Below are 26,464 nucleotides of genomic sequence, written 5' to 3' on the forward strand. Positions count from 1 at the left end.
AGCGGTCAAAGTCCGGTATCCAGCCCCAGCATCACCACACCCCGATCATGCTCGTCGCTGTCGTGCCGGTTGCATGCACGCGCCGTACGCGGCCAGGCAACCAGCCGGGCCCATAGCCCGCAAAGTATACCGTGGAGCCACCGACAGTGGTTATCGTCACATCACCCTTGGCCCCGACCCACAGCGCGCGCGTCGGCTGGAGCAGGTCCTCGGTGTCGGACGGGCTGATGGCCACGGCGTCGACAAACGGCCCCGACACGCCGCCCTGGTTCTCGAAAATGTCGCTCATGCTGCACCTCTGTTAAGCATGGGACCAGTTTGACCTCGCCCGGAGAGAGCGGGGAAAGATCTGCATTTCCCCCGCATCGACGGGCGTCTGGGCAGTGATGTGCGCGGCTCCGACCAAGTCTGGCGTTCCGAAATGCCCGCTGCTCGGGTTTTCATTTGTTCACAGTTTGCTAACCTTCTCCCTTACGCAGATTTCCTGAGGAAGATGTCAGATATGACGGTGCGCCCAATCTCCAGCTCCATCCTTGCCCTGGGGCTCGTCCTCGGCCTTGCCGCGCCCGCCGCCGCCCAGACGGATCCCAAGACCGTGCCCGGCCTGCCGCAGGAGCGCACGCTGGACGGCCTAGCGCGCTATTTCACTGCGCTGCGCGAGGAAGGGCTGGGCCCGCGCACCTTCGGGCAGCTGCTGGGCGCCAATCCGAACCTCTACGTCTATGCCGTCCAGACAGTCATGTCGGAGCTGGGGTTCTATGACGGTCCAGTCAGCAGTGTGATGAGCAAGTCGACGATCGAGGCTATCGACAAATATTGCGCTGACCGGAAGATTTCAGACAAGTGCAGCCTCGGTCCCCTCGATTACGGCACCGCCTTCACCATCGCCTATACGCTGATCCCCTCGGATGGGACGCTTCCCTCAAAAGACGAACCGGAACCAGCGACCCAAGAGGCCGTCGCCGACCCCGCCGACGCTCCAGCGCAGACCCCTGACGCAGAGTCGGACCCTGCCGTGCCGGCGCCAGCAACGGCCACCCCCGAGGCACTGACCCTGCCCCCGGGCTGGCAATCGCTCGATAGCCTGGGTGTCACCCACGAGGTGGTGGACGTGGCTGATGATGGCTCATACGCCGACCTGCGCTATTCCGGCACGCCGGAGCGCGATGGCGCCTTCAACTTGCGGCTGGGCCAGTCTGTCCCCGCGGATGCCGGTCGGGACGTAACCGCCAATTTTCGCGCAGAGGTCATCACCGGATCACCCGACCCGATGCGGATCGGGGCGCGGGTGGCGCTGCGTGACGGCGAGGGAACCTACCTCGGCGAACTCGATCCCGGCGGCCCGCGGGTGGCCTTCGGCCCCGAGGCGCCGGACCAATTCACCATCTCCAGGCCCATGCCGGCCGATGCGGCGCAGGTCCAACCCTACTTCATGCTTGTGTTCGAAGCCGGCAAGCCGGTTGACGTGACCTACAGGGTCTATCAGCCGGCGCTGACCATCTCCTCTGCGCCCGACGACGCCACCGGGGAGAGTGGGACGGCACCAGAGGGCGAGGCGACGCCATAACGATAGAGAAAACGCTGCGGCGTTTACACTAACGCAATAAATGCCGCGCCCCGCCACGCGTTTTGCTTTAGGTGTTAGTACGCACCCCTTTGGGTTCAGCGGGCAGAAGGCCGTCCGTATGAGCCGTTGAACCGGGGACATGTACCTCCTTTGCTGAGGCGACCGGCGTGACCGACGACATTCTGCTCAGTTCCGCGCGCGGCCGGAAGCTTTCGGCGCGCCAGAAGGTCATCTTTGCGGTGACGCATTCCTCCGCTGGCGGCGCGCAGGAACTTTGGGTCAACATCGCCGAAGCGTTTTCCCGGGCCGGCCATGAGGTTCGCCTGGTCGCGCTCTACCCGGACCGCAAGGATGTGCGGCAGACGCCGGACCACCTTCCCTGGCACTATGCCGCGCCACGCCGCGCCAAACGGCCGCTCGAGCAACTGCGCCTCTGGCGCAGTCTTGTCGGCATGCTGCGCGAGTTCCAGCCCGATGCGGTGTTTACGGCGCTGCCGGCGGCCAATGTGGCCCTGCCTTTGGCGGTTCGTCTTGCCGGGGGGCGAGCCCGGGTCGTGACATCGCACCACGCGCCGGTCCACACCAACAACCCTCTCCTCGACCGCGCCGACGGATGGGTCGGTGCATCGCCGCTCGTCCACCGCGTGGTCTGCGTGTCGCGCGCCGTCGAGGCGAGCCTTGCAAAAAAATCCGCAGCCTATCGCCGCAAGTCGCGGGTCATCACCAACGCCTTGCCGCCCGAGGTCGAGAGGCGCCTCGCGGCACTGGCCGCGCAGCATCCCCATACCCACGCCAAGGGTCGCACGATCGTCGCCACCGGTCGTCTCGCGGCGCAAAAGAATTACCCCGCCCTGGTGCGTGCCGCCCGGCACCTGCCGGAGACCCGCATCCGCATCGTCGGCACCGGTCCCGACCGTGACATGCTCGAAGCACTCGCCACGGAACTCGGCGTGGCGCAGCGCGTCGAGTTTCTCGGTTTCCGGCAACGCCAGGAGGCTCTGGCAATCCTGGCGCAGGCCGACCTTTTCGTGCAGCCCAGCCTTTATGAAGGGCACAGCCTGGCTCTCGTGGAAGCTATTAAGCTCGGCCTCCCGGTGGTGGTGTCCGACGTGCCCTCGCAGCTTGAGGGCATCACCGACGCGAACGGCCGATTGTGCGGCATGGCGGTCGATCCGCACCTGCCGGAGGAGCTCGCTGCCGCGATCACAAGCCTCCTCGACGACCCCCAGAAGTATGCCGACTACGCCCGCCGTTCCACGGCCTTGGGCACCAGCATCACCTTTGACGCCATGATCGCCGCCTATCTGCAACTGCTGGCCGACGAAACCGGAGTGCCGGCCCATGGTTGAGCTGTCATCCGCGCCGCCCCCACTGCGGCGCACGCTCCAGACGGTGCAGGTCATGCGGGGCGTTGCTGCGCTCGCCGTCGTCGCCTACCACACCCATCTCATCCTCGCCCAACCCGAATACGGCGGACGGGAGATCTTCGCAGATTGGGCCGCCAAGGGTTGGGTCGGCGTCAATTTCTTCTTTGTCCTCAGCGGCTTTATCATCCTCTCCGCCCATCGCGCCGACATCGGCGTGCCGCGCGCCGTGCCGCGCTATGTCTGGCGGCGCTTCGTGCGCCTGTTCCCGCTCTACTGGATCGGCCTGACTGCCTATGTCGTCGCAGCCTGGATCGGCCTGGGCGCTCCCGACTTCGGCTGGAGCTGGACCAACCTGGCGGCCGCCTACTTGCTGATCGAAACCGGGCCGGGCCAGACGCTGCCGCTCAAAGTCGCGTGGACGCTCCTCTATGAACTGCGCTTCTACATCGCGTTCATTGCCCTGTTACTCTCGCCCCGTATCGGTCTCGCCCTCATGGGCGCCTGGCTTGTTGGCATCGCCGTTTCGGCAACGCTCCTGCCCGGCCTGGGTGGCAGTGCGCTGAGCCTTTGGAACATCTACTTTTTCTTTGGCATGGGAGCCTGCCTGTTGCTCCCGAGAATACCCGACATCCTCGCCTGGCCGGTACTTCTTGCAGCAGTGCTCGTGCTAATTCTCGCCCTGGCGCCAATCCACTTCAGCATCGGCGAAGGCGAGAAATCCGCCCCCCTGCTGCTCGCCCTCGCCCTCGGCTTCACCCTGCTCCTTGTCGGCGCGGTCGCCCTGGAACGCTCAACGCATTTTTCCATGCCTTGGCCCCTGATGCTGATCGGCGATGCCTCGTATTCCATCTATCTGGTGCATTCGGCGACCCTGTCCGTGCTGGCGCTCCTCGCGCATCGCGTGACCCATGACGCCCTCCCCGGCCCACTTCTTTTTGCGCTCGCCTTCGGCCTCTCCAGCCTTGCCGGCATCGTTGTCCACGTCCTCATCGAGCGCCCGCTGCTGCAGGCCCTCCGGCACCGAAGCCCCGTCAGGCCCGCAGCGACGACCGCCAGCGGCGATCCGCGGCGGCACGAGGCGTAGCCGTGGCACAGGATTTCTTGGTCACCCCCGCAGCGCCCGCCTATCCCCGCTCCGGACCCGCCACGCCCACCTGGGCCGAGCGCTATGCGGCCATCGGCCTTTTCGGCGTGTTCTTCATGTCGCTTGTCATGCTGCACGTGATCCAGCGCCTGCGCCCGGGCGACGAACTCTCGGGCGACGGCGATGTGCTGCGCCAGGCCGGCTATGTGCTGGCCTTCATCTGGACCATCGCCGCTCTGCGCGTTCCGGCCAATCTGCAGCGGCTTCTGGTAATCCCCGCCAGCTTTATTGCCCTGCTGGTCTGGTGCTGGATCAGCCTGTCGTGGTCGGTGGAACCGGCCATCGCCTTCCGCCGCCTGGTGCTGACCACGATCATCGTCATCACCATTTTCCTGGCCGTGGACAGGGCCGGCACGCACCGATCGATTACGGTCATCCGGAACCTGCTGCTGGCCGTGCTGGTGGCCAATTATGTCGCCGTCTTCATCATCCCCACAGGCGTGCACCTGCCTGGTGAATCCGGCGACACCAACCTGGTCGGCAACTGGCGCGGCTTCATGCTGCACAAGAATTTCGCCGGCCCCACGGCCGCCATTACCATACTGTTCCTGGCATTCGGCGGCCGCGGCATCAACCGCTGGGTCAAGCTTGGGCTGGTCGCGGCCGCGGCCTACTTCCTCTACCGCACCCACTCCAAGACGTCCCTCGGCCTGCTGGTCCCGGCGCTGCTGCTGGGCTGGACCTATCTCGCTTTCGGCGCCCGCCGCCTGCGCCTGGTGGTGCCGTTTCTGGTCCTGGCGGTGATCATCGCGCTGGTCGGGTATGGCGGAGAACTCGCCGCCATCATCGATATCAACGAGACACCGGACGCCCTCAGCGGCCGCGGCTCGATCTGGCCCATCCTCATCGAGTACGCCAATGCTCACCCGGTGACCGGCGCGGGCTTCGGCTCGTTCTGGAACATCGGCCCGGACAGCCCGGTCTTTGGGCTCGCGGCCAGTTGGGTTGCCACTCTCGGGAACGGGCACAATGGCTATCTCGATACCCTGACGCAGCTTGGCTATCCCGGCCTGATCATGGCTGCCGGCGCCGTGGTCCTCCTGCCTGGCTGGCGGCTGGTCACCGACACGCGTATCCACGACACCACCGGAGCCCTGCTCCTGTCGCTTCTCGTGTTCTGCGCGTTTCACAATCTGACCGAAACAAGCCTGCTCGACCGTGACGTGGGCATCTGGCTCTTCATGGTTTTCGTCGTCGCCGGAATCGGCAAGGCCTCCCGCGAGGGAGCGCTCGTCAGGTCAGGTCTTCCGCGCGGCCAAAGGGACGTCGCGCAATGAAGGCGCTGCGGTCCGGCTCGCGCCTGTTCGGCTACGGCTTTGCCGCGCTCGGGCCCATCGGCTCGGCCGGCGCACAGTTCGTGCTTTCGCTGCAGGTGCTGCATGTCCTCGACCCGGCGGTGTTCGGAACCTTCGCCTTCCTGCTGCTCCTTTCGCAATTGAGCCTGAGCGTCTCGAGCGCTCTGCTGGTGGCGCCCTTCCCCGTTGCCGTTGCGGCCGATGGGGTCGACCGGCGCTCCATGCTCGCGTGCTTTCACTCGGCCAATCTGGTGTACTCGGCTCTTGTGCTGGTGGTCTTCTGGATCATCGGGACGGCATTGGGCCTCGGAACCGGTGTTGCGCTCATTTTCGGCGCCTACGCTGCGCTGATGGCGCTGCGCTGGTTCGGCAGGGCCTACAACTATTTCCACGGCTGGCAGGGAAGGACCATCCGGTCCGACCTCCTCTATGGCCTGCTGCTGCTTGGGGCGGTCTGGATAATGCAGGCGACGGGCACGGCATCCCTGCTCGCGGCGACCCTCGGCCTCCTAGCCGCCGCCGCAATTTCGACCCTGGTGCTCGGCAGGGATTTTCTCCTGTGTCAGGCCACTCGGCTCTCCCTCCATGCCCTGGGCACCTATCGCGCCATCTGGCGCAATCATTCCCGCTGGTCCCTTGCGGGGGTTGCCACGACGGAACTGACGGCCAACGCCCATGCCTATGTCGTCACCCTGCTGATCGGTCCGCTGGCGTTTGCCCCGCTTGCCGCCAGTGCGCTGCTGATCCGGCCGATCAACCTTGCGGCCAATGCACTGCGCGATTTCGAGCGGCCCCGCCTCGCCCGCATCCTCGCGAACCAGGGCACAGAGCCTGCAGTCGGCGCGCTGCGGGCCTTTTCCGCGGTCCTGTTTTCCGTCTGGACAGGCTGTGCCGTATTGGCCGCCGCCATCGCCGTCTATGCCCCGGGCGCCATCTTCCCACCCGAATACGCGCGCGGCGAACTGCTGCTGGGCGCCTCGCTCTGGTTCGGCGTGACCCTGCTGCGCAATCTGCGCACTCCGTCGAGCGTGCTGCTGCAGGCCGCCGGCCAGTTCCGTCCACTGGCGAGCGCCAGCTCGGTGTCGTGCGGCGTGTCCATCGCCGCCGTGGCAGGCCTCACTTTCCTGCTTGGCCCTGTTTGGTCCATCGCCGGCGTGGCCCTGGGCGAAATGGTGTTTGCGGCGATGGTGTCGCGCCAGTTCAGGCGCTGGCGGCAGACCCGGCGGACCGATGCGTCCACCCCGGCAACGGCCGGCCAGGCCGATGTGGAGATGACATGATGCCCCCCTCCCCGCCAAGAGTGACCATAGGGATCAAGGCCCTCAACGAGGCGCGTCACATTCAGGCGTCCATCGAGAGCGCCCTGGCGGCAGTCGAGCCCTATGGCGGCGACGTGGTCCTGGCCGATAGCGGCTCGACCGACGGCACGATCGAGATCGCCCGGCGCTATCCGGTCCGCATCGTTCAACTGGCCGATCCAGCCCAGCGGTCGTGCGGCGCGGGAGCACAGATGGCCTTCCAGGCCAGCCATGACAGCGACTACTTCTATCTGCTCGATGGCGACATGGTGCTTGACCCTGCCTTCCTCGCGGCGGGCCTGCGTTATCTTGAGCAGAACCCCCGCGTCGCCGGGGTTGGCGGGCACGTGATGGAGATGAATACGGCGGGCGAAGGCTTCCAGATTCGGGCCAGGACCGTCAGGACGGACCCCAACTGGCTGCCGGGCATCGTCAATCGTCTCGATTGCGGCGGCCTCTATCGCACGCAAGCCATTGAGGAACTCGGCTATTTTGCCGACCGCAATCTTCACGCCTTCGAAGAGTTCGAGCTCGGCGCCCGGCTGCAAAGTCGGGGCTGGCAGCTCGCGCGTATCGATCACCCGGCAGTCGAACACTATGGCCACCAGATGGGGGGCTACAGCCTCCTGTGGCGGCGCATGAAGTCAGGTTATGCCGGTGCCCCCGGCGAAGTGCTGCGCGGCGCTCTCGGGCAGCGTCACCAGTCGATCGTGCTGCGGCGCATGTCGCACATTCGCAACGGCGCCGCCGTCCTTGCCTGGTGGCTGGCCATCCTCATTGTGCTTTTCCTGCCCATACCGGTCGGGTTCCGCCTCGCACTCGCCCTCGCCCTGCTGCTGGCCCCGCTCCTCTTCCTGTCATGGCGCCGCGGCGGCTTCAGGCTTGGCCTCTATTCTCTGGCCGCATGGAACGTCAGTGCCTGGGGGCTGCTCTCCGGATTTTTCCGCACCCGAGCGCGCCCGGCTGACCCTCTCCAATTGCGGGAACTGCAGGCTGGTTCGGACAGGTCCCCGACGGAGCTTCGGGCCAGCCAGCGTGAGCGGCCGGCAGGCCCGTTGGCTCAATAGAAGTAGAAGTCGCTGGCGTGCAGTCCCTCGATCGTCTGGTTTTCGATGAGGATGCTGCCATGATCGCCCATATCGATGAGGGTGTGGTTTCCCATCTGGCTCATGGCATCCTTGAGGGCTTCGAAGCCATCGAAGCCCATGTCTCCGCCAACCCTGATGAGGTCCCCCTGCGCCCCATTGAAGTCCTTGATGACGTCGCGTCCGAAACTCCCTGAAAAGTCGAAGCTGTCGCTTCCCAGTCCGCCTTCCAGCACGTCGTCGCCGCTGCCGCCCACCAGGGTATCATTGCCTTTCCCGCCGGAAAGAGTGTCATCGCCTGCGCCGCCGAGCAGCGTGTTGGCGCCGTTATTGCCGAACAGCCGGTCGTCGAAGGCCGAGCCCTCGATCCCCTCGACGGCCACGTAGCTGTCGCCGGCTGCATCCCCCGTATTGATCCCGGGCGTCATGAGGCTGGCCGTCACCCCAGCACCGGCCGATGCGTAGGTCGCCAAATCGGTGCCGGCGCCGCCGTTGAGCGCATCTGCGCCCTCCCCCCCATCGAGGATATCGTTGCCGTCGCTGCCGGTCAGGATGTCGTTGCCGCGTCCCCCGTGCAGGGTGTCGTCTCCGGCTCCGCCGCCGAGGCGGTCATTCCCGTCTTCGCCGAACAAGGTGTTGTCGTTGCTGTCGCCATAAAGCCAGTCGTCGAACCGGGAGCCGATCAGTCCCTCGAAGTTGATCAGCGCATCGCCGCGCGCGTCTCCCAGGCCGGCCTGGGTGCCCGACAGATCGGCGCGCACGAACGAGGTCGCATCCTCGTAGGAGGCGAAATCGAAGCCGTCGCCACCGTCGAGGTGGTCCGCTCCCGCGCCGCCGATAAGGATGTCGTCTCCCTCTCCGCCATCCAGGTGATCGTCCCCGATGCGCCCGGACAGGATGTCGTCTCCGGCGCCGCCAAACAGATGGTTGTTGAGATAGTCGCCAAAAATCCGGTCGTCGTGGGCGCTGCCGATGACGCCTTCCACCGACACGAAAGTGTCGCCCTTGGCCTCGCCCTTGCCCGGCGCGGCCTCGCGCATATCCACCCGGATGGCGCTTCCGGCTTCGGCGTAGGAGGCGAGATCGAACCCGGCTCCGCCGTTCAACACGTCTGCGCCCATGCCGCCATCGAGGATGTCGTCGCCGTCGCTGCCCATCAGGCGGTCGTCGCCTTCGCCGCCGGACAGCAGGTCATCCCCTCCCCCGCCGCCGAGCCGGTCATGGCCGTCCCCGCCGAAAAGGCGGATGTCCGCGCCGTCGCCATAGAGCCAGTCGTCGTGCCGCGACCCGATAATGCCTTCGAAATTCTGGAAGGTATCTCCGGCTGCGTCCCCAAGGCCCGCCTGCTGGCCGGAAATGTCCGCCCGCACGAAGCTCTGCGCCTCTTCGTAGGACACGAGGTTGTGCCCCGCGCCGCCATCCAGGGCGTCGGCTCCCGCGCCACCCGAGAGCACGTCATCGCCGGCCCCGCCCACCATCGTGTCGTCGCCGTCGGTGCCCGCAAGCAGGCCACCCTCGTCGCCGGCATGAATGACCGCCGGCTGGGGCGGGAGTTTGACCTTTTCGGCCGGCCCGCTGAGCGCGCTGGTCGTGAAGGCGATGTTTTCCGCCTTAAGGTCGCCCGGCTGTACGCCGGTCAGAAACAGCTTGCTGTCCTTGAAGCTGATCACCGTCCCCGAGGTGCCGTCGACGATCTGCTGCTCGATGGTCAGCGCCGCCGTGGTCGCCTTGACCCGTGTGAAATCGAGGACATCCTGGGCTGGATCGAAATCGGTGATGGTGTCGAAGCCGCCCTTCTCGGTCACGATGATCCGATCCCGGCCCGCTCCGGTGGTCAGCACATCGTTGCCGGCGCTGCCCAGGATCACGTCGTTGCCCGCGCCCGTATCGATGAAGCTCGACCCTGCCCGGCTGGCGTCAACCAGATCATCGCCGTCACCTGTGGCCACCGCGCTGGACGCCAGGAGGGTGACGTGATCGTTTCCGTCCGTCCCCACATATGTGCCCGGGGTCTTGATCGTCTGCGACACGTACTGGCCGTCGTGCACCCCGTATTTGAGGTCGAAGTCCAGCGAGCCGGTGGTAAAGAGGGTAGCAATTCCAGCGCTGTTGAAGGTCGTGGGGTTGGCATTGTTGTCCACGCCGAACGCCTCTGCCTGGTAGCGCACGCCATTGATTTCGATCCAGTCCACATAGAGGCCGGAATTGGGAACCGGATTGTCGAAGTAGATCTGGACGCGGGCGGGGTCCACCGCCCCGAGCGCGATCGCATACTCGCCGAACTGGCCGTTCAGCCGCTGCGCGGTCACCTCGATGCTGTCCACCACCACGCCATCCACCGTCACCAGCATCACCGGCGTGTGCCCGACCGGTGCCCGCCCGGAGGCGCGAATGATCAGCGTTGCGTCGTCCGAGGCCAGCGCATCGGTTTCGGTGCCGTAGTCGGGGCGGGCGCCGGCGAGCGGGCGTCCATCCGCGAAGGCCGAGGCGATGATGTCGTAGGCCGGCTTGCCCTCGGGCGAATAATCGTTGTCCTGGCCCTGCGCCGTGTTCCAGCCCCACAGGAACGATCCGGCAAACCAGTCGCCGGCCTCCGCCCAGGCCTTGAAGAACCCTTCGTACAGAGCCGCCTGCGTTTCGACGCTGGGCGCGGCCGCGCTCGAATAGTCTCCGGGGTTGATGCCCGCCCCCTCCACGCTGCGAAACCCGAGCTCGGTGATCAGCACTGGCTTGTCGAACTGGGCCGCGAGCTTTTGCGTGTAGTCCATGACGGACATGCCCAGCTTGGACCCGTAGGGCGAGTCGGCCGACGTCCAGCCCTCGTAGGCCTCCTGCGCCGTCGGCACCGCGCTGTCGGTGAGTTTGGCATAGGCGTTGACGCCGATATAGTCGAGCTGCCCCCAGAACTCGACTTGGTCGATGTTCCAGTATTGCGCCGCAAGGGTAAGCGGACCGGAGTATACTTCGCGGACCGACGCGATGATGTCCGTCCAGTAGCTGGTATATTGCGGGCCGATCATGCTGGTCAGCTCGTTGCCCAGCGAGAACAGCTCGACATCGTTGGCCTCTGCCAGCCGCGCCAGGTCCATCAGCTCGCTCTTGTAGCTGGCGAACCACGAGGCCGCGTCGGCCGGCGCGATCGTGCCCGAAAAGCTGCCGTCGCTGGGGCTGATATGCGGCTTGAGCATCACGGTCAGGCCACGCGCATGCGCATCCTGGATGGTCTGCTCGATGCTCTGCAGGCTCTCCGTGCGCGCCCCTGCATAGACCGTGCTGCCTGTCCCGCCGTCCATGGTGTAGCGCGCCACGATTGCGGTGGAGTTGGCGTTGATATCCGTCACCCCGTCCAGGGCGTGCTGCACGGTGGCGTTTTCCCAGACATCGGATCGGCTGGAGTCGATGCTGATGCCCTGGAAGTCCCAGCCCAATGCGGAAGCGGAAGTCGTTGTCGCCATGACCAATCTCCTGTCACGGCGAAATTATCAGGCGGCTATGTGCAATTCGTGCCGAGTGTCCATCAATTTGAGGGACACGTTTTCATATCCTGTTATCCAACGCGGCCCGGTGCCTCTAGACGACGGAAGCTGCAGCACGCCCGCGCGGAAAGCGCCTGTCCACCATCCGCGCCCCAAGGCGCACGACCGGCACTTCCACGAACAGGTGCAGCAGCACGCCAAAGCCGATCGCGCCCAGCCACAGCACGATCCAGCCCAGCCACAGCTCGATTTCCACTCCCAGGCGCCTGAAAACCTCGAGGCCCACGAGGAGAACGGCATTGTGAATCAGGTAGATGGAGTAGCTGGCATTGCCCAGGAGGTTGCCCAGCCGCCCCACGAAACCTGACGAGGGCCTGGTCAGCACGCCCACTCCGACCACCGCCGCGCTCAGCAGCGTCATCCCCAGCCAGTAGATCGGCAGGCTCGCGCCGCTATTGTGCAACCAATGGATCGCAAGCCCCGTGAGCAGCGCCAGCCCGGCCATAAGTGGCAAGCCACCAGGCACGCTCGCCTGCCGCGCACTTCGCAGCCACAGCCAGGCGATGAGAAAGCCGCCTCCGAACAGCAGGTTGGCGAAGCCTTCGAGGCCAAAGATATAGAGCATGGCAACGGGCGGCGCGGACTCCACCGTCAGGGCGCCGGGGTTCATCTGCGCAAACACCGCCAGCGGCAGGGGCAGCAGGAACCACGCGATCAGCCAGGGCAAGGCGCGGCGGCCAGAGAGCATGCACAACGCGAAGATGACGTAGAACTGAAACTCCTGCCGCAGTGTCCAGAGCACGTTCGGCTTCAGCTCGCCCACGGGCCAGAGCACCAGCGCCCGTAGGAACGGCCCCCATTCCACCACATGTGTCCCGAGGTAGGTGAGCGCGTTATAGCCCAGGATGCAGATCCACATGAACGGCACGATCCGGCTGAACCGCCGGGCGAAGAACTCGCCCATCGTCGTCTTCGGCCTCAGGTCCCGGTCCAGCGTCACGATGGTGATGACGAAGCCGCTGATCACGAAGAATATCGACACGCCAACGCTGCCGAGCTGCTCGAGCGGCAGCAGGTCTTTGCCGAAATATTCGGGATAGGCCATCATCGAGCTGGCATGGATGGCGACCACGAACAGCGCTGCGATGCCTCGCAGATACTGCACGCCGTCGATTGTCCCCGACTTGTTGCGCATCGCGCCTCCTGGCCAGTGGCCGGTTCTGCATTCCGGCCATGGGCGATGCCGGTGTCAGTCGCCCATCGCGCACGGGGACCACGAAGGACCCCGCCCCGTCTGTCTGCCCGTCATGCCGTGGCCGGCAGGAACAATTCGTCGACCAGCGCCTTGGTCTGGACGATGTTGGCTTTGCTCGACGCCCCAAAGACGATGGCTTCCACGCCCCCCAGATCGGCCACGTAGTCTATCGCCTCGCGCGCCGGGATGGCGCCCGAAGCCAGCACAGACATCGCAATCGGCCGAAAGCTGCGGCTGCGGATCGCCTGTTCGTAGACGTCCTTTCCGCCGCTCATGCGGAACCCGATCTTGTTGATATTGCTGCAGATGATGGGGTTCTCGATGCCCACCCGCGCCAGCGCTTTCAACAACATCGGCGTGTTCATGGTGATGAACCCCGGCTCCGCATCGTATTTGCGCCGGATATGATCGGCGAAAATCCGGAACGCCTCGTGGAGCCCCATGCCCAGGAGCAGATCGGTGACGACGTTCTGCAGGAAGATCACCGGCGTCCGGGTGCCGTGGAACATCTTCATCTCGGCGTCGATCAGGAGCTCGCCAATGCCCTGCATGTCCCTCTTGGCCATGGACATGCCGCCCTTGAGAACCGCGCCCAGGGCGCCGCTGTCGGGCAGCATCTTGCCCAGCGCGTTGAGAAGGCCATGCTCGGTCACTGCGTTGGCATATTTGTGCGCATAGGGCATGCATGGATAGAACACGAAGTCCGCATACCGCTCCGGGTTGGCCCGGACATGGTCGCAGATCGCCTCGATGCGATCATGCGTGGTGCACATGAAGGCACGGATGCCCGCGTCGTAGGCGCTGTCCAGGACGCGGATGATTTCAGACGTATCCTGAAACCGCATGGCCTGCGCCCGCGCCTTCTCCTCGGACATGTGGTTCACGCCGAAAAACTGGTTATCGCCAAAGATCACTCTTTCCATGGCCCTTAGCTCCTCGTCCCGAACAAGGCGCCGATGAGGCCGCGTTGCTCCTTGGCCGGCCTCGCCGGGATGGTTGCCTGCGACAGGCCTTCGGCGTCACGGATCAGCTTCTCGATCAGGGCGTCGGTTTGGACCGCACTGGACATCGGCGACAGGTTGCGCGCCGGGTCCCCGCCGACCGCGGCGATGAACGCGTCCACCTGCGCCGAATATTCTTCACCCCGCAGATAGAACCAGACCTCTTCGGTCAGTTCCGTTGTGTACAGCACGTTCCAGCCGGGCTTGAGCCCATGCTCGCGAGCGACGTCGGCATCGCGGATGAAAACCTGCACTTCCTGGCGGTCCGCGACGATTTTCCCGCCCTCGCCCCAGATGCTGATTTTCATCGACATCTTGCGTTGACTCTCGTCGCTCCAGTTGGCCAGCACATGGCCGACCATGCCGTTTGCATAGGTCAGCGTCGAATAGACTTCGTCGTCCACGTCGCGTGAAAAGACCTTGTTGAGGACAGTCCCCTTGACGCCCACCGGCTGGCCCACAAGGTAGTTCATCAGGTCGAGGGCGTGCGAGGCGTAGTCGTAGAGGCAGCCACCCCCCTCGTTCTTGCTCGAGCGCCAGGTCCCACCCTTGGGTCTTAGCACGACGGGGCCATAGGCCTCCGACCGGATATTGTGCGCCCGGCCGATGACACCGCTCTCGAGCAGGCGCTTGGCCGCCTGGAAGGCGCCGACATAGCGGTAGTGATAGCCCACCTGGCCAACAAGGCCCCTGCTCTGCCCAAGCGCCACCAGTTCCTGGCCCTCTTCTGCCGCGAGGCTGAATGGCTTTTCGCAGAACACATGGATATTGCGCTCGAAGGCTTGCCGCACGAGGTCGGCGTGGTACCGCGATGGAGTTGCGATCACCACCGCGTCGAGGGTTTCCTTTTCGAAGAGTTCGGTGTGATCTGAATAGGTGGCGAGGCCCGTGTACTGTGCCAGTGGCGCCAGCAGGAACTTGGCCGGGTCACAGACGGCGACCACCTCGACATCGGGGTGTGCGTTGAACAGGGCCAGATGGGAAAGCCCCATCTTGCCCAGTCCGATAAGGGCTACGCGCTTCATGTGAACGTTCTGCCTTCCAGGTCAGTCAAGGATCGCCTGCCGAAGGCGTTCTACGAAGGGGGCCGGCGCGACGGTGCCGAGCGTGGCCCCATCCAGCGACATGGCCTGCGCGGCCTCGATCCGCGCATCCAGTTCGGCCTCGTCGAGGACCACGTGGATGCCCGGCCGCTCCTTGAGCCAGTTGACTGTGTGCAGCTGATGCTCGGTGGTGTGTTCACCCAGCGAGGCCCGGCGCGGGAACAGTAGGATCGGCTTGCCTGCCTCCGCCGCCATGATCACGCTGCCCATGCCGCCATGGGCGACGACGAGATCGGAAGTGAGGACGAAATTCTTGAACTGGGAGGGCGACAGCATGCGCTCGAACCGCATGTGCCTTGGCTCATAGCTGCCCTGGCCGATCTGGGCGAAAACCTCTTCCTCGCCATGCCGGCCGGTCCAGTCGTCCATCGCCTTGATGAACCGGTCGAACGGCAGCATGGACCCGACGGTGACAAAGATCATAGCACCGCTCCCCAGTGGGAGGGGCCATCGGCCTTGGCTAGATGCGGCCATTGCGTCAGGTAGACGTCCGCCATGCGCCGCGCCTTCTGACCGGAGGTGGACATCTGCTCGCAGTTGGCAATGCTGTCGATCCAGATGGTCTTTGCGCGCAGCAGCGTCTTGGCCAGGGTGAGGGCGACGAGTCCGGGAAACGAGCCCGTCGTCACCACCACCTGCGGCCGCTCCTTGAGCAGGATCGCGATCAGCCGGATGGTCAGGGGCACCAGCATGTGCTTGTTGAACCGGTTCACGTCCGGGAAGGAATAGTAGCGGTGCGGTGCCACGTCTTCGCTGTAGTCGGGATAGACGCTGGCGAAGGCCACATCCATCCCGTCGAAGCTGTGCCGAAGCCGGCGCAGCTGCACCCAGTGTCCACCCGCTGAAGATATGGCCAGCACACGTCGCGTCATGGAACATCGGCCTTGTAAGTAAGAATGCGTAGGGCCAGATGCATTGCACGGGCCGGTTCGCTTGCAAATGGCAAACCCGTTTCTGACGATGTTTTTACTTTGTTAACCCTACCGCCGGGGGTCGCTCTCCGGCGCCGGCAATTGCCGTGGGGGCCTTCGCCGTTATCCATCCCGGCAGGATGGGCACCTGCAGCGCTTTATGCGCCGCCGATTTGTGGCTATTGAGGCTCTGCTGGAACTCTGGAGGACCGCATGCGCCTGACGATGATCGGTAGTGGCTATGTGGGCCTTGTGAGTGGCGCCTGCTTTGCCGATTTCGGGCACGAGGTGACCTGCGTCGACCTGTCGGAGGCCAAGATCGCTGCCCTTCAGGACGGCCAGATCCCGATCTTCGAGCCCGGCCTCGAGACGCTGGTCAGCGAAAACGCCGAGGCCGGCCGCCTCCGCTTTACCACCGATCTGGCGGCTGCCGTCGCCGATGCCGATGTGGTCTTCATCGCGGTCGGCACCCCGTCCCGCCGAGGCGACGGACACGCCGATCTCAGCTATGTTTATGCCGCGGCCGCCGACATTGCCCGCGCCGTCACCGGCTTCACGGTCATCGTCACCAAGTCGACCGTGCCCGTCGGCACCGGCGACGAGGTCGAGCGCATCATGCGCGACGTCAATCCCGATGCGGACGTCGTGGTGGTGTCCAATCCCGAATTCCTGCGCGAAGGCGCGGCCATCGACGATTTCAAGCGGCCCGATCGGATCGTCATCGGCATCGAGGACGAGCGCGCCCGCGAGGTGATGACCGAAGTCTATCGTCCGCTCTATCTCAACCAGGCGCCCCTGATGTTCACCGGGCGGCGCACGGCCGAGCTGACGAAATACGCCGGCAACGCTTTCCTTGCCCTCAAGATCACGTTCATCAACGAGATGGCCGATCTGTGCGAGAAGACGGGCGCCAATGTGCAGGACGTGGCACGCGGCATTGGCCTCGACAAGCGGATCGGCCCCAAATTTCTTAACGCCGGGCCAGGCTATGGCGGATCGTGCTTTCCCAAGGACACGCTGGCGCTGGTCAAGACCGGCCAGGACCACGACACGCCCCTGCGCCTGGTCGAAACCACCGTCTCCATCAACGATCAGCGCAAGCGCTCCATGGGCCGCAAGGTCATCGCGGCCTGTGGCGGCGACGTCCGAGGCAAGGCGATCGGCATACTGGGCCTGACCTTCAAGCCCAACACCGACGATATGCGCGATGCCCCCTCCATCGCGATCATCCAGACGCTGCGCGACGCGGGGGCGAAGGTCCGCGCCTTCGATCCCGAGGGCATGGCGATGGCCCGCGGCATGATCGACGGCGTCGAATACTGCCAGGACGCCTATGAGGTCGCCCAGGGCGCAGCCTGTGTTGTTCTGGTCACCGAGTGGAACGCGTTCCGCTCGCTCGACCTGCCGCGCCTCAAGGCGTCGATGGCGGTGCCGACGTTCGTGGACTTGCGCAACGTCTATCGGGCCCGGGAGATGGAGGCGGCGGGCCTGACCTATGTCAGCATCGGCCGCCCCGCTGGCGTCGATAGCGACGCGGCTGCGGCGGAAGCGGCCGAATGAGGGTTTTTGTCACCGGAACGTCCGGCTTTATCGGCTTTCATCTGGCGCAGCGCCTCCTGGCCGATGGACACGCCGTTCTGGGTTATGACGGTATGACTGCCTATTACGACGTCGCTCTGAAGCAGGCCCGCCGCGAACTTCTTATGCAATCTGGCGCCTTCTCCTCGGCGGAGGCCATGCTGGAGGACAAGGCGGCCCTGGATGACGCGCTGGGCACTTTTGGTGCCGACGTCATCGTGCATCTGGCCGCCCAGGCCGGCGTTCGATACAGCCTCGAAGCGCCCGAGGCCTATGTCAGCGCCAATCTGGTGGGGACGTTCAACCTGCTCGAAGGCGCCCGCGCCTATCCGCCCCGACACCTTCTGCTGGCCTCCACCTCGTCGGTCTATGGCGGCAACCGCCGGCTGCCCTTCAGTGAAGCGGACCGGACGGATTTTCCTGTGTCGCTCTACGCCGCCACTAAAAAAGCGACGGAAGAGATGAGCCATGCCTATGCTCACCTCCACGACATTCCCACGACGTGCTTTCGCTTCTTCACCGTCTACGGCCCGTGGGGCCGCCCGGATATGGCGCTGTTCAAGTTCGTCGACGCCATCGAGCGAGGACAACCCATCGACGTGTACGGCCACGGCCAGATGCGACGCGACCTGACGGACGTGTCCGACCTCGTCGAGGCCATCGTCCGGCTGATGGATGCAGTGCCCAGAACAGGCCAGCCGGTCGAAGCCGAAGGGGTCACGGATTCTCTCTCGCCGGTGGCTCCCTGGCGCAGCGTGAACATCGCGGGTGGGCAACCGATCGGCCTTTTGCCGTTCATCGAGGCTGTGGAACGCGCGACGGGCAAGACGGCGATACGCAACATGTTGCCCATGCAACCGGCGGACGTGGTCGAAACGACCGCCAATCCCGCGCTCCTGCAGGCCCTGACGGGGTTTGTGCCGAATATGGACGTGGATGCCTGCGTCAGCAATTTCGTTGCCTGGTACCGCCAATGGACGGGCCATCACCCCGCCCCCTGAGCCGTCCGCCAAGGCGCAACTCCATTGCGGCAGCACGGCCTCCCAGCCTCCGCGAACGGCATAGGCAGGCCGATATCCGCACGGCAGACCCAGTGCCGGAAAATGACACTTTGATTACAGACGAAGTAAGTTCCAAGACATCTAAAATATTGCAGCGCAAACTCGGGAACTGAATTGGTTCCTCGCGGTTCAGTAGCCATCTCTCGACTATTATTGAGGATGGAAATGAACAAGATCGTCTTTAGCGCAATCGCTCTTGCTGCCGCCCTGTCGCTTCCCTCGGTCGCCCAGGCGCAGATCATCAAGAACAACACTGACGCCAATGCCGCCGCGGGCGGGGCAGCCGGCGGCGCGACGGGCGCTGTTGTCGGCGGCCTGATCTTCGGCCCCATCGGCGCCGTGATCGGCGGCTTTACCGGTGCTGCCATCGGCGCTGCAGGCGGTGTTGAAGCCTCGTCCGTCGAATATGTTCGCCTGCATCCGACCGAGCCCGTGGTCATCGATGGCAACATCGATGTGGGCTACGTGGTGCCGGCGGAAGTCGAACTGCACACCATCGATGGCGATGCCGAGCACGGTTATTTCTACACCAATGACCGCGTCTTTTTCGTCAATCTGAGCGATCGCACCGTGGTTTATTCGCCGGGCGTCGTGACTGCTGAAGTGAAGTAACCCAGAGCGGCGGCGACCTTGGTCGCTGCCGCTTCTTTTGTTGGCCCCAACCATGAGGACGACCATGTCCAGATCACGCCTTCTCGCCGGCGTCGCCCTGGCGGCCCTGTGCCTGCCAGTCGCGACCCTTACCCCAGGACTTCCGTTCAGCGCTACCGCCGCCCAGGCGCAGTCGGTGAACGTCAGCTTCCAGCTCTTCTTCGACGAACTGCAGCCGCATGGCGTCTGGGTGCGCAACGATCGCTACCAGTATGTCTTCTGCCCCACCGGGGTGGATGCCAATTGGCGCCCCTACACCAATGGTCGCTGGCTCTACATCGAAGACCGCGGCTGGTATTTCGCCTCGGACGAACCGTTCGCCTGGGCCACTTACCACTACGGGCGCTGGTTCCCCGACGCCGAGCTCGGCTGGTGCTGGGTGCCAGGCACCAAGTGGGCTCCGGCATGGGTCAGCTGGCGCCGCAGCGACAACGTCGTCGGTTGGGCCCCGCTCCCGCCTGAACAGGATGGCTTCGCGGTTTCCGTGGAAGTCAGCAACGGCGATCTCCCGCGCGGCTACTGGGTCTACGTCCCCGTCGAGAGCTTCGTCGAGCCGAAGCTGTCCGTCGACATCATCTTCGGCAACCAGCAGCCGGAATACTACACCGAAACCGAGTTCGTCGGCACCGTGAACGTCGAGGGCGACGTAGTCGTCAACAACGCGATCGAGGTCAACTACATCGAGCAGCATATCGACCAGCAGGTCATCGTCTATCAGCCGCAGGAAGCGGCGTCGCCCGAACAGCAGTCCGTGGCGGTCGATGCTCAGCAGATCAGCGTCTTCTCGGCCGATGTCAGCGAACCTGAAGCCGACGTCGCGCCGGCCGAAGCGGTTGACGAAGCCCAGGCCGTCCAGACCATCGAAAGCGAAGGTGGCACAGCCGGCGCAACGGCCGAGATCGCTGCCGAAGCGCCTGCCGAGGGTGCTGCCCCGGCCGATGCCGAGGCCACCGATCAGCAGGACCAGACGGCAACCGAGGCAGCGCCTGACGCCGCTACCGGCGATGCGGCGACGTCCGAGCCGGCTGCCGACGCGGCGGTGGATGCTTCGGCTGGCGCCGAACAGCCCGCTTCGGCCGAAGAGGGCGCAGCAACTTCCGAACCTGCCGCTGGTGAAGCGACCCCGGCTGCCGACGACGCAGCTCCGGCTGATGAAGCGGCACCGGCAGCAGACGATGCCGCTCCCGCAGCCGCGACGGAAGCCGATGAGGCACCCTGCCCGCCTGAGCAAATGGTTGATGGCAAGTGTCCTGTCCCGGCCGACGCGGCGGCACCGGCGGAAGAGCCAGCGGCCACAGAGGAACCGGCTGCAACCGACGCTGCACCGAGTGACGCGGCTCCGGCTGCTGAAGCTGCCCCTGCGCCTGAAGCCGGCGCGGCACCGTCCGAACCCGAGTCAGCTCCCGCTGCGGATGCCCCGGCTGCTCCAGAACCGGAAGCTGCCCCTGCTCCTGACGCGGCCCCCGCTCCTGAGGCTGCTCCAGCCGAAGAAGCTGCTCCGGCAGAAGAAGCCGCTCCGGCCCCTGATGCCAACGGTGAAGCCCCACTCCCCTGCCCGCCTGAGCAGCAGGTGGATGGCAAATGTCCGCCGATTCCGGCCAACTAACTCCTTCGAAGGGCGGCTCTGCCGCCCTTCTTTTTGCTTCGAACTCCATGCTGACAAGAAGCTGACAGCGATAGAAAGCCATTTTTAACAACCAAATCAGTGGGTTAAGGAACCAACACCAATCTGTGATCGTTGTTTGGTCGAACAACTTTGGAGGCATAAAATGCCCATCGAGCGAGAAACAATCATCGAACGCCCTGCCCGCGAAACCGTGGTTGTCGATGGTGGTGGTGGCGGCAACCCGTTCGGCATCATCGGCGGCATCATCGCAGCCGTGGTCGCAGTCTTGCTGATCATCTGGCTGGTGAATGGTGGCATATCGAGCAACGGCGACGCCGTGAACGTCGATCTCCCCAGCGTCTCCGTCAGCCCCTAGTCAGCCCCAACATTAGCAAACTCGTCATCGGGTGCGGCTTCCTCCGCCAAGCGTCAGGCGGGAGAAGCCGCACCCGAAGCTTTTTGGAACCTCTACGTGCTGCCGCTGCCAGCGACGTCACTGCAATTGCCCACGGGACGCTCAATTCTCCCGGAAGGCGCGGGTCATGCTGTCGCTGATGGGCTTGGCGAGATATTCCAGGAAGGTCCGTTGCGCCGTCTGCACCATGACTTCGGCGGGCATGCCGGGTGTTGGCACAAAGCCGGGGACCTTGGCGATCTCGCCCGGCGGAATGGTCACCCGCGCCAGATAAACCTCCGGTGCCCCAGCAGGAGCTCCGTCGGAAATGGAGTCCGGAGAGAGGTAATCCAAGCGCCCGGTCAGGACTGGCGTCGTGCGCTGGCTGAGCGCGATCAGCCGCACGGCCACCGGCTCGCCTTGCCGCACATCATCGATCTGGTTGCGCGAAATCATCGTTTCGATCAGCAGCGGGACCCCACTGGGCAGAATTTCCATGATGGGCTTGCCGCTTTCCACCACGCCACCGCTGGTGTGGTAGTAGATGCGCACGACCTTGCCGTCCACAGGTGAACGGACTTCCGTCCGCTCCAGGACGTCCCGGGCATGGCGGATTTGCTCGCGCACACTGTCGAGTTCGATCTCGGCCGACTGGATCTCGTTGAGCGCGGCCTGCCGCGCTGCATCCTGGGTCTGCACCATCTCGCCCGCATACTTCGCCAGTTGCGCATCGATCTCTTCGACTTCGGCGCGAAGGCGGGCGATGTCCCCATCGGCGTCGGCTACGGCCCGCTGCAGTTCCATCACCTCCGACCGCGTCACCAGACCCTTTTCGAGCAGCGTGGTGCGCGACTTGAGCTCGAACAGCAACAGTTCGCGCTGCTGCTCCATCGAGGCCAGCTGGCTCTCCTCGCCGTTGCGCCGAGCTTTGAGGGCATCGGTGTTATGGGCCAGCAGTTGCAGGTCATTGTCCAGCTTGTCGCGCCAGGCGATGAAATGCGCACGCTGACCGGCGTAGATCTGCCGCGTCTCCTCGTCCATGGCCGCCGGGTCGTTTTCGGGCTCACTGAACGTCCGCGCATTGCTGGCCTCGTCACCCAGACGGCTGAGGATCGCCTCAAGCCGCAGTTCGCGCAGCAGCAATTGCCGTTCATTGGCCAGCGAGGCCGTTTCGTCCAGCCTCACAAGGATCTGCCCGGTCTTGACGATATCGCCCTCGCGCACGGCGACATCCTGAATGATACCGCCTTCGAGATGCTGGATGATCTTGTTCTGGCCCGTCGCAACGAACGTCCCCTGCGAGATCACGGCCGCTGCGAGCGGGGCGGTGGAAGCCCAGATGCCAAACCCTCCAAAGGCAAGGAGAATAAGCCCAAGTCCGAAGGCCGCCTGGCGGCGAACGGATCGTGGAACCTCCTGATACCACTCAAGGTCAAGGGCATGCGCGTTGATGGCCGTCATTCTGCCGCTCCCGGTATGGGGTTCATGACGGGGGTGACCCCGGCCCCGCGCTTTTGCGAGAGGGCCGCCATCACCTTGTCCCGCGCGCCGAAGAGCGCCACGGCGCCGTTGTTGAGCACCATGATCTTGTCCACGCAGTTGAGAAGCGATGGCCGCTGCGTGATCGTCACGACGGTGATGTTCTCCTCCTTGGCGTGCTTGAGTGCGCGCGCCAGCGCCAGTTCGCCCTGGCTATCGAGGTTGGAGTTGGGCTCGTCCAACACCACGAGGCGTGGGTTGCCCAGGAAGGCGCGGGCCAGTGCCACGCGCTGCTTTTGCCCACCCGAGAGCGGCGCGCCATCCCCAGCAACATAGGTTTCGTAGCCCTGCGGCAGCGTGGAAATCAGCTCGTGCACGTCGGCCAGCACCGCGGCATCGTAGATGGCGCGATCAGGGATATCGTCGCGCATGCGGGCAATATTGGCCTTGATGGTGCCGGGGAACAATTGCACGTCCTGCGGCAGATAGCCGACATTCTCGCCGAACTGCCGCTGGTCCCAGTTGCGCAGGTCCATGAGGTCCAGCCGGACACTGCCCGAGGTCGGGTGGACCGAGCCCACGAGCATCTTGCCGAGCGTCGTCTTGCCGGCCCCGGAGCTCCCGATGATCGCCATCGAGTCTCCCGGGTTGAGCGAGAAGCTGATGCCGTTGAGGATCACCTTCTTGTTGGGCGGCGGCACGAAGAGGACCCGCTCGACATCGAGGCGTCCTTGCGGCGATGGCAGGCGCAGGCGCGCGAAGTTGAGCGGCGAGTTCTGGAGTAGAGCCCGAACGCGGTCGAGAGCGGAGCGGGCCTGCACCACGCTGTGCCATCCCTCGATTGCGCCTTCGATGGGTCCCAGCGCACGGCCGGAAACAATGGACGCGGCAATCACCATACCGCCGGTGAGTTCGCCCGAGAGCGCAAGAAAGGCGCCCCAGCCGAGCAAGCTCACCTGGGTGAAGAGGCGCGTCGCCTTGGACATGGCGGCGAAGGCAATGTTGAGATCCTGCGCACGCACCTGTGCCTTCAGCGAGCCGGCCGTATCCTTTCCCCAGATGCGGACCACCTCGGGTATCATGGCCAGCGCATTGATGATCTGCGCGTTGCGCGACATCGACTCGAGGTGCGAATTGGCGCGGCTGAGATAGGAGTTCGCCTCCCCGAAGGGTTGCGCGGTGACCTTCTGGTTCAGGCGCGCGATGATGAGAAGCACCACAGAAGAGCCGATCACGATGAACCCCAGGTGCGGGTGGATCAGGTAGACCACCAGCACGAACAGGGGCGCCAGCGGCGCATCGAGCAAGGCCAACAAGGTCCCCGAGGTCAGGAACGAACGGATGTGCTGCAGGTCCGCCAGTGTTTGATATTCCCTTCCGTTGCTGTTGAGCGACGCGCGCGCCGCGGCCGCCAGGACCGGCGCACCCAGTTGCACCTCGGCCTCCACGGCGGTGCGCATGAGGACGAGACGCCGCACCGCATCCAGCAGCACCTGCGCCACGATCGCCCCCAGCACGAAGACGGTCAGCATGACCAGCGTATCGAGCGAGCGGCTGGTCAGGACGCGGTCCGACATCTGGAAGAGGTAGATCGGCACGGCCAGCACGAGCACATTGACGAAGACCGTGAAAACCATGGCCAGGGCAAGGTTGCGCCGGACCGTGCCATAGGCGGCGTGATAGGCCTCGGCAAAGCTGACAGGCTTTACCCGCCGATGAAAGTTCGACCCGTTGTCATTCTGGGCGTCTGGAGGTGTGCGCCCTTTGCCCGCTGCCGGCTTGCCCTCCCGTCCAACGACCGCGGACACCGGCTCCTCAGCCAGCTTCGGCCCCCGGTCGACATCGATCACCTGTGCGATTGGCGAAGCGGAAGAGTCCACTTTCTCCCGCACCGGCATGCCCTGCCTGCTGGCCTCTGGCTCGATGATAACCTCCGCCTGTGCGGCCTTCATGGAATTGTCCGAGGCCGGCTGCTGCCGCTCCATAGCGTCGCGATCTTGCCGTGGGTCTTCGAACCATGGCGCCCCTCCTTCAGCTTGTGGTGCATCCGCCGACGTCTCGTTGGCCATCTCCGAAAGCGCCTCGGCGGCCATTTCGATCTGGTGCGCAAGAGTGTCCGCCTCGAGGGACTCGAGCGCCTCGCCCAGCTCTTCGGGCTGATGCTCCGGTTTGCGGGGATCTTCAGGAAAGGAGTTCATGGTCCGCCCTCACGTCAATACCGAGCCTACCGGGTCAAGACCCCCACCATCGGTGCCGCTGTGCGTGATGGCGTCGTCCATCGGATAGGCATCCAGATCGTCGTCGGGGATGATGAAGGCGATTGCCTCGTTGATGAGGGCATCGGGCCCTGCGTCATTGCTGCCGACGAGAATTTCGGACTGGATGAGAACGGCGTCCGAATACACCTGGCCGCCCGTATAGGCGTACTCACCCAGGCTATCGGCATCCAAAATTGCTGCCGTGTTGATTAGGGCGTTCTGGCCGGTCGAAATGTGCCAGTCGGCGTCCTCACCGCCGAGTTCACGCGCAGCGCTTTCGGCCGCCGCCACGAGATCTACATCGCCAACGACGTTCATCTGCTTGATGTAGTGGACATCGTAGACATTGCCGGTCACGACGAGGACCGACAGGTCATCGAAGCCTTTGAACGCTCCGTCCTGGCCAAAACCCTCGGGCATGGTGCGGTCGCCGGCCGCAAGACGGTCGAGGGCCTCGAGGTAATGCGTCGGCAGACCGTCCAGCCAGTTCTGCGCCCCCACATTGGTGATGGAAGCGCCGTTGAACAGCAGGTTGCCGCTCGAGTCGGCCTCCCCGTTGGTGCGGCCAGAGACCGTGTCGGACATCCAGTCGTCGTCCAGCAGCACATTGATCTGCGAGATGATGTTGGCGTCGTAGAGATTGCCGCCGATCAGGATGAGATCGTAGACCTGCCCAAGCTGGCTGAAGTCCACGATGTTGTGGGCGAGATTGGCGCCTGTGACGAATGACGACGAGGCGCCGGTATCCTGCAGCACATGCACGTCGTTGTCGTAGATGAAGTTGGTCTGCACCAGCCACTGGGAAAAGATGAGGTCCCCGTCGACCACGGTCACGCTCCAGTGGGCGGGCGTAAGCCCCTCGTCCACACTGTCGCCAGGAGGCGCATAGGTCATGAGGAGGTTGGAAAAGGTCGCAACGTTATAGCTCTGCGATGCACCGATTGACGGAGCGGCATCGCCGATCCGGTCGAGATCGCTGAGCGCATTGGATTGGATGATGGCATCGAGCTGATAGACGTCACCGGCGACAGCAATGACCCCGCCCAAAAGGCCGAGATTGCTGAACACTGCCGCGTTGAGAGCCAGATTGGCTCCGGCCTGCAGGGCAACGTCTCCCTCGTGGCCGGTCTCGTTGATCACCGCAGTCAGATGGTCCGCTTCAATCGGAGCCGGGGTGTCGATCGGCAGAAACGGCAGCGGCAGGACGTCATCGAGCAAAGGAACGTCCGAGACGCTTTCGCCATCAACGAAGCTACCGGTCAGGCTGTGACCGCTGGCAACGACCGCGCCGCCCTCGGTGACCTCCGCCAGCACCTCGTGCGCCAGCGTAACCAGTTCGCCCAACTGCTCAGGAGTGTGGGGAAGCCCAACTGGGTCGAGCAGGTCGACCGCTTCCGCGCTGTCCGTCAGTTGCAGGAGCCGCAGCGAAATATGCGGATCAAGGACCGGCTCTGGCCCGCCCGAGAGGTTGAGCACGTCGTTGTCTTGAAGGCTGTGGGCCTGATTGACGATGTAGATGACCTGGCCGGGAAACGGCCCCTCCGGGGAGGCCGGCTCGCCCGGCTGGTGGTGCAGCCGCACTGGAGGCCAGTGCATGTGGGGGTCGAGCGGCCTGTCCCAGTCGTTGTTCAACGGGACATCGATGTCGGCTCGAAGCAGGGACAGCCCAACCGGCGACTCGCCGGTGGGGTGCCAGTCCTCCGGACGGTGCTCGACGCCGGGCAGGTATTCGCCGATGCGGTAAGACTGGTGCGGGTGGAGGCGCGCGCTGCGCAGCGGATCGGGGTCTTCCTCTTGCTCTTGCTGACGCCGAAAGGCATCGAGGTTGGCCCGCATCCGAGCCCCCTCCGAAGCGAGGTGCCACTGTCCGATGAAGTGGGAGATATTCTCGTCGTAGAGTGCGGAGTAGATGATCATGACGTGTCTCCCCTAAAG

The 26,464-nt window shown here is 64.6% G+C and carries 21 protein-coding genes; 11 read left to right on the top strand and 10 right to left on the bottom strand.

The window, feature by feature from the left end; all coding sequences use genetic code 11:
• Positions 1-31 precede the first annotated feature (31 nt).
• On the bottom strand, positions 32-289 hold the full coding sequence (locus tag IC608_RS15050) for a spike base protein, RCAP_Rcc01079 family (RefSeq protein ID WP_191777205.1): 258 nt from the start codon (positions 287-289) through the stop codon (positions 32-34).
• 213 nt (positions 290-502) lie between these two features.
• On the opposite strand from IC608_RS15050, the gene IC608_RS15055 reads away from it, so the two are divergent.
• The 6 genes from IC608_RS15055 (at position 503) to IC608_RS15080 (ending at position 7,738) form a co-directional block, all read left to right on the top strand.
• Positions 503-1,567 (top strand): hypothetical protein, encoded by a 1,065-nt coding sequence (locus tag IC608_RS15055; protein ID WP_191777207.1) that lies wholly within the window; start codon positions 503-505, stop codon positions 1,565-1,567.
• 167 nt (positions 1,568-1,734) lie between these two features.
• Positions 1,735-2,916: a glycosyltransferase gene (locus IC608_RS15060; RefSeq protein WP_191777209.1), complete on the top strand. Its 1,182-nt coding sequence runs from the start codon at positions 1,735-1,737 to the stop codon at positions 2,914-2,916.
• Complete coding sequence (locus IC608_RS15065) at positions 2,909-4,018, top strand: acyltransferase family protein (protein ID WP_191777211.1); 1,110 nt, start codon at positions 2,909-2,911, stop codon at positions 4,016-4,018. The genes IC608_RS15060 and IC608_RS15065 overlap by 8 nt, the downstream gene beginning before the upstream one ends.
• Positions 4,019-4,020: 2 nt before the next feature.
• Complete coding sequence (locus tag IC608_RS18510) at positions 4,021-5,355, top strand: O-antigen ligase family protein (protein WP_191777213.1); 1,335 nt, start codon at positions 4,021-4,023, stop codon at positions 5,353-5,355.
• A complete protein-coding gene (locus tag IC608_RS15075) occupies positions 5,352-6,653 on the top strand; it encodes a polysaccharide biosynthesis protein (RefSeq protein ID WP_191777215.1) in 1,302 nt (433 codons plus the stop codon). Before IC608_RS18510 ends, IC608_RS15075 begins: the two co-directional genes overlap by 4 nt.
• Positions 6,650-7,738: a glycosyltransferase family 2 protein gene (locus IC608_RS15080; protein WP_248306429.1), complete on the top strand. Its 1,089-nt coding sequence runs from the start codon at positions 6,650-6,652 to the stop codon at positions 7,736-7,738. The genes IC608_RS15075 and IC608_RS15080 overlap by 4 nt, the downstream gene beginning before the upstream one ends.
• Here IC608_RS15080 and IC608_RS15085 read toward each other — a convergent pair.
• The 6 genes from IC608_RS15085 to IC608_RS15110 all read right to left on the bottom strand — a co-directional run bounded on the left by IC608_RS15085 (position 7,732) and on the right by IC608_RS15110 (position 15,463).
• Positions 7,732-11,211 (bottom strand): glycoside hydrolase family 113, encoded by a 3,480-nt coding sequence (locus IC608_RS15085; RefSeq protein WP_191777217.1) that lies wholly within the window; start codon positions 11,209-11,211, stop codon positions 7,732-7,734. The two genes, IC608_RS15080 and IC608_RS15085, sit on opposite strands and share 7 nt — an antisense overlap.
• Before the next feature lie 115 nt (positions 11,212-11,326).
• Positions 11,327-12,427 (bottom strand): acyltransferase family protein, encoded by a 1,101-nt coding sequence (locus IC608_RS15090; RefSeq protein ID WP_191777219.1) that lies wholly within the window; start codon positions 12,425-12,427, stop codon positions 11,327-11,329.
• 110 nt (positions 12,428-12,537) lie between these two features.
• Positions 12,538-13,410 carry a hypothetical protein gene (locus IC608_RS15095; RefSeq protein ID WP_191777221.1) on the bottom strand — a complete coding sequence of 291 codons (873 nt, stop codon included), beginning with the start codon at positions 13,408-13,410 and terminating at the stop codon, positions 12,538-12,540.
• Positions 13,411-13,415: 5 nt separating this feature from the next.
• Positions 13,416-14,513, bottom strand: coding sequence for a Gfo/Idh/MocA family protein (locus tag IC608_RS15100; RefSeq protein ID WP_191777223.1), 1,098 nt, complete (start codon positions 14,511-14,513; stop codon positions 13,416-13,418).
• 21 nt (positions 14,514-14,534) lie between these two features.
• Complete coding sequence (locus tag IC608_RS15105) at positions 14,535-15,014, bottom strand: glycosyltransferase (protein WP_191777225.1); 480 nt, start codon at positions 15,012-15,014, stop codon at positions 14,535-14,537.
• The gene (locus tag IC608_RS15110; RefSeq protein ID WP_191777227.1) at positions 15,011-15,463 is read right to left on the bottom strand and encodes a glycosyltransferase family protein; all 453 of its coding nucleotides are present in this window, start codon (positions 15,461-15,463) and stop codon (positions 15,011-15,013) included. The genes IC608_RS15105 and IC608_RS15110 overlap by 4 nt, the downstream gene beginning before the upstream one ends.
• A 252-nt stretch (positions 15,464-15,715) precedes the next feature.
• On the opposite strand from IC608_RS15110, the gene IC608_RS15115 reads away from it, so the two are divergent.
• The 5 genes from IC608_RS15115 (at position 15,716) to IC608_RS15135 (ending at position 20,774) form a co-directional block, all read left to right on the top strand.
• A complete protein-coding gene (locus tag IC608_RS15115) occupies positions 15,716-17,062 on the top strand; it encodes a UDP-glucose dehydrogenase family protein (RefSeq protein WP_191777229.1) in 1,347 nt (448 codons plus the stop codon).
• A complete protein-coding gene (locus IC608_RS15120; RefSeq protein ID WP_191777231.1) occupies positions 17,059-18,081 on the top strand; it encodes an NAD-dependent epimerase/dehydratase family protein in 1,023 nt (340 codons plus the stop codon). The genes IC608_RS15115 and IC608_RS15120 overlap by 4 nt, the downstream gene beginning before the upstream one ends.
• Before the next feature lie 225 nt (positions 18,082-18,306).
• Complete coding sequence (locus tag IC608_RS15125; RefSeq protein WP_191777233.1) at positions 18,307-18,753, top strand: DUF1236 domain-containing protein; 447 nt, start codon at positions 18,307-18,309, stop codon at positions 18,751-18,753.
• A gap of 64 nt (positions 18,754-18,817) precedes the next feature.
• Positions 18,818-20,398: a DUF6600 domain-containing protein gene (locus tag IC608_RS15130; RefSeq protein ID WP_191777234.1), complete on the top strand. Its 1,581-nt coding sequence runs from the start codon at positions 18,818-18,820 to the stop codon at positions 20,396-20,398.
• 163 nt (positions 20,399-20,561) lie between these two features.
• Positions 20,562-20,774 carry a hypothetical protein gene (locus IC608_RS15135; RefSeq protein ID WP_191777236.1) on the top strand — a complete coding sequence of 71 codons (213 nt, stop codon included), beginning with the start codon at positions 20,562-20,564 and terminating at the stop codon, positions 20,772-20,774.
• 141 nt (positions 20,775-20,915) lie between these two features.
• Here the strand turns inward: IC608_RS15135 and IC608_RS15140 are convergent, their stop codons facing one another.
• Genes IC608_RS15140 through IC608_RS15150 form a run of 3 tightly spaced genes read right to left on the bottom strand, consistent with a single transcriptional unit; the run spans position 20,916 to position 26,446 of the window.
• Positions 20,916-22,253, bottom strand: a complete 1,338-nt coding sequence (locus tag IC608_RS15140; RefSeq protein ID WP_191777238.1) for an HlyD family type I secretion periplasmic adaptor subunit — start codon at positions 22,251-22,253, stop codon at positions 20,916-20,918.
• Complete coding sequence (locus IC608_RS15145) at positions 22,250-24,469, bottom strand: type I secretion system permease/ATPase (RefSeq protein ID WP_191777240.1); 2,220 nt, start codon at positions 24,467-24,469, stop codon at positions 22,250-22,252. Before IC608_RS15145 ends, IC608_RS15140 begins: the two co-directional genes overlap by 4 nt.
• A gap of 9 nt (positions 24,470-24,478) precedes the next feature.
• Positions 24,479-26,446 carry a hypothetical protein gene (locus tag IC608_RS15150; RefSeq protein ID WP_191777242.1) on the bottom strand — a complete coding sequence of 656 codons (1,968 nt, stop codon included), beginning with the start codon at positions 26,444-26,446 and terminating at the stop codon, positions 24,479-24,481.
• Positions 26,447-26,464: the final 18 nt, after the last annotated feature.

This window comes from Devosia oryzisoli (assembly GCF_014837245.1).
GTDB classification, from domain to species: domain Bacteria; phylum Pseudomonadota; class Alphaproteobacteria; order Rhizobiales; family Devosiaceae; genus Devosia; species Devosia oryzisoli.

Excerpts from the sequence above, each read along its gene's own strand:
- IC608_RS15080 (WP_248306429.1), top strand. The coding sequence starts at position 6,650 with ATGATGCCCCCCTCCCCGCCAAGAGTGACCATAGGGATCAAGGCCCTC.
- IC608_RS15130 (WP_191777234.1), top strand. The coding sequence starts at position 18,818 with ATGTCCAGATCACGCCTTCTCGCCGGCGTCGCCCTGGCGGCCCTGTGC.
- IC608_RS15135 (WP_191777236.1), top strand. The coding sequence starts at position 20,562 with ATGCCCATCGAGCGAGAAACAATCATCGAACGCCCTGCCCGCGAAACC.
- IC608_RS15105 (WP_191777225.1), bottom strand. The coding sequence starts at position 15,014 with ATGATCTTTGTCACCGTCGGGTCCATGCTGCCGTTCGACCGGTTCATC.
- IC608_RS15115 (WP_191777229.1), top strand. The coding sequence starts at position 15,716 with ATGCGCCTGACGATGATCGGTAGTGGCTATGTGGGCCTTGTGAGTGGC.
- IC608_RS15075 (WP_191777215.1), top strand. The coding sequence starts at position 5,352 with ATGAAGGCGCTGCGGTCCGGCTCGCGCCTGTTCGGCTACGGCTTTGCC.
- IC608_RS15140 (WP_191777238.1), bottom strand. The coding sequence starts at position 22,253 with ATGACGGCCATCAACGCGCATGCCCTTGACCTTGAGTGGTATCAGGAG.
- IC608_RS15065 (WP_191777211.1), top strand. The coding sequence starts at position 2,909 with ATGGTTGAGCTGTCATCCGCGCCGCCCCCACTGCGGCGCACGCTCCAG.
- IC608_RS15150 (WP_191777242.1), bottom strand. The coding sequence starts at position 26,446 with ATGATCATCTACTCCGCACTCTACGACGAGAATATCTCCCACTTCATC.
- IC608_RS15120 (WP_191777231.1), top strand. The coding sequence starts at position 17,059 with ATGAGGGTTTTTGTCACCGGAACGTCCGGCTTTATCGGCTTTCATCTG.
- IC608_RS15050 (WP_191777205.1), bottom strand. The coding sequence starts at position 289 with ATGAGCGACATTTTCGAGAACCAGGGCGGCGTGTCGGGGCCGTTTGTC.
- IC608_RS15095 (WP_191777221.1), bottom strand. The coding sequence starts at position 13,410 with ATGGAAAGAGTGATCTTTGGCGATAACCAGTTTTTCGGCGTGAACCAC.
- IC608_RS15090 (WP_191777219.1), bottom strand. The coding sequence starts at position 12,427 with ATGCGCAACAAGTCGGGGACAATCGACGGCGTGCAGTATCTGCGAGGC.
- IC608_RS15110 (WP_191777227.1), bottom strand. The coding sequence starts at position 15,463 with ATGACGCGACGTGTGCTGGCCATATCTTCAGCGGGTGGACACTGGGTG.
- IC608_RS15055 (WP_191777207.1), top strand. The coding sequence starts at position 503 with ATGACGGTGCGCCCAATCTCCAGCTCCATCCTTGCCCTGGGGCTCGTC.
- IC608_RS15085 (WP_191777217.1), bottom strand. The coding sequence starts at position 11,211 with ATGGCGACAACGACTTCCGCTTCCGCATTGGGCTGGGACTTCCAGGGC.
- IC608_RS15145 (WP_191777240.1), bottom strand. The coding sequence starts at position 24,469 with ATGAACTCCTTTCCTGAAGATCCCCGCAAACCGGAGCATCAGCCCGAA.
- IC608_RS15125 (WP_191777233.1), top strand. The coding sequence starts at position 18,307 with ATGAACAAGATCGTCTTTAGCGCAATCGCTCTTGCTGCCGCCCTGTCG.
- IC608_RS15100 (WP_191777223.1), bottom strand. The coding sequence starts at position 14,513 with ATGAAGCGCGTAGCCCTTATCGGACTGGGCAAGATGGGGCTTTCCCAT.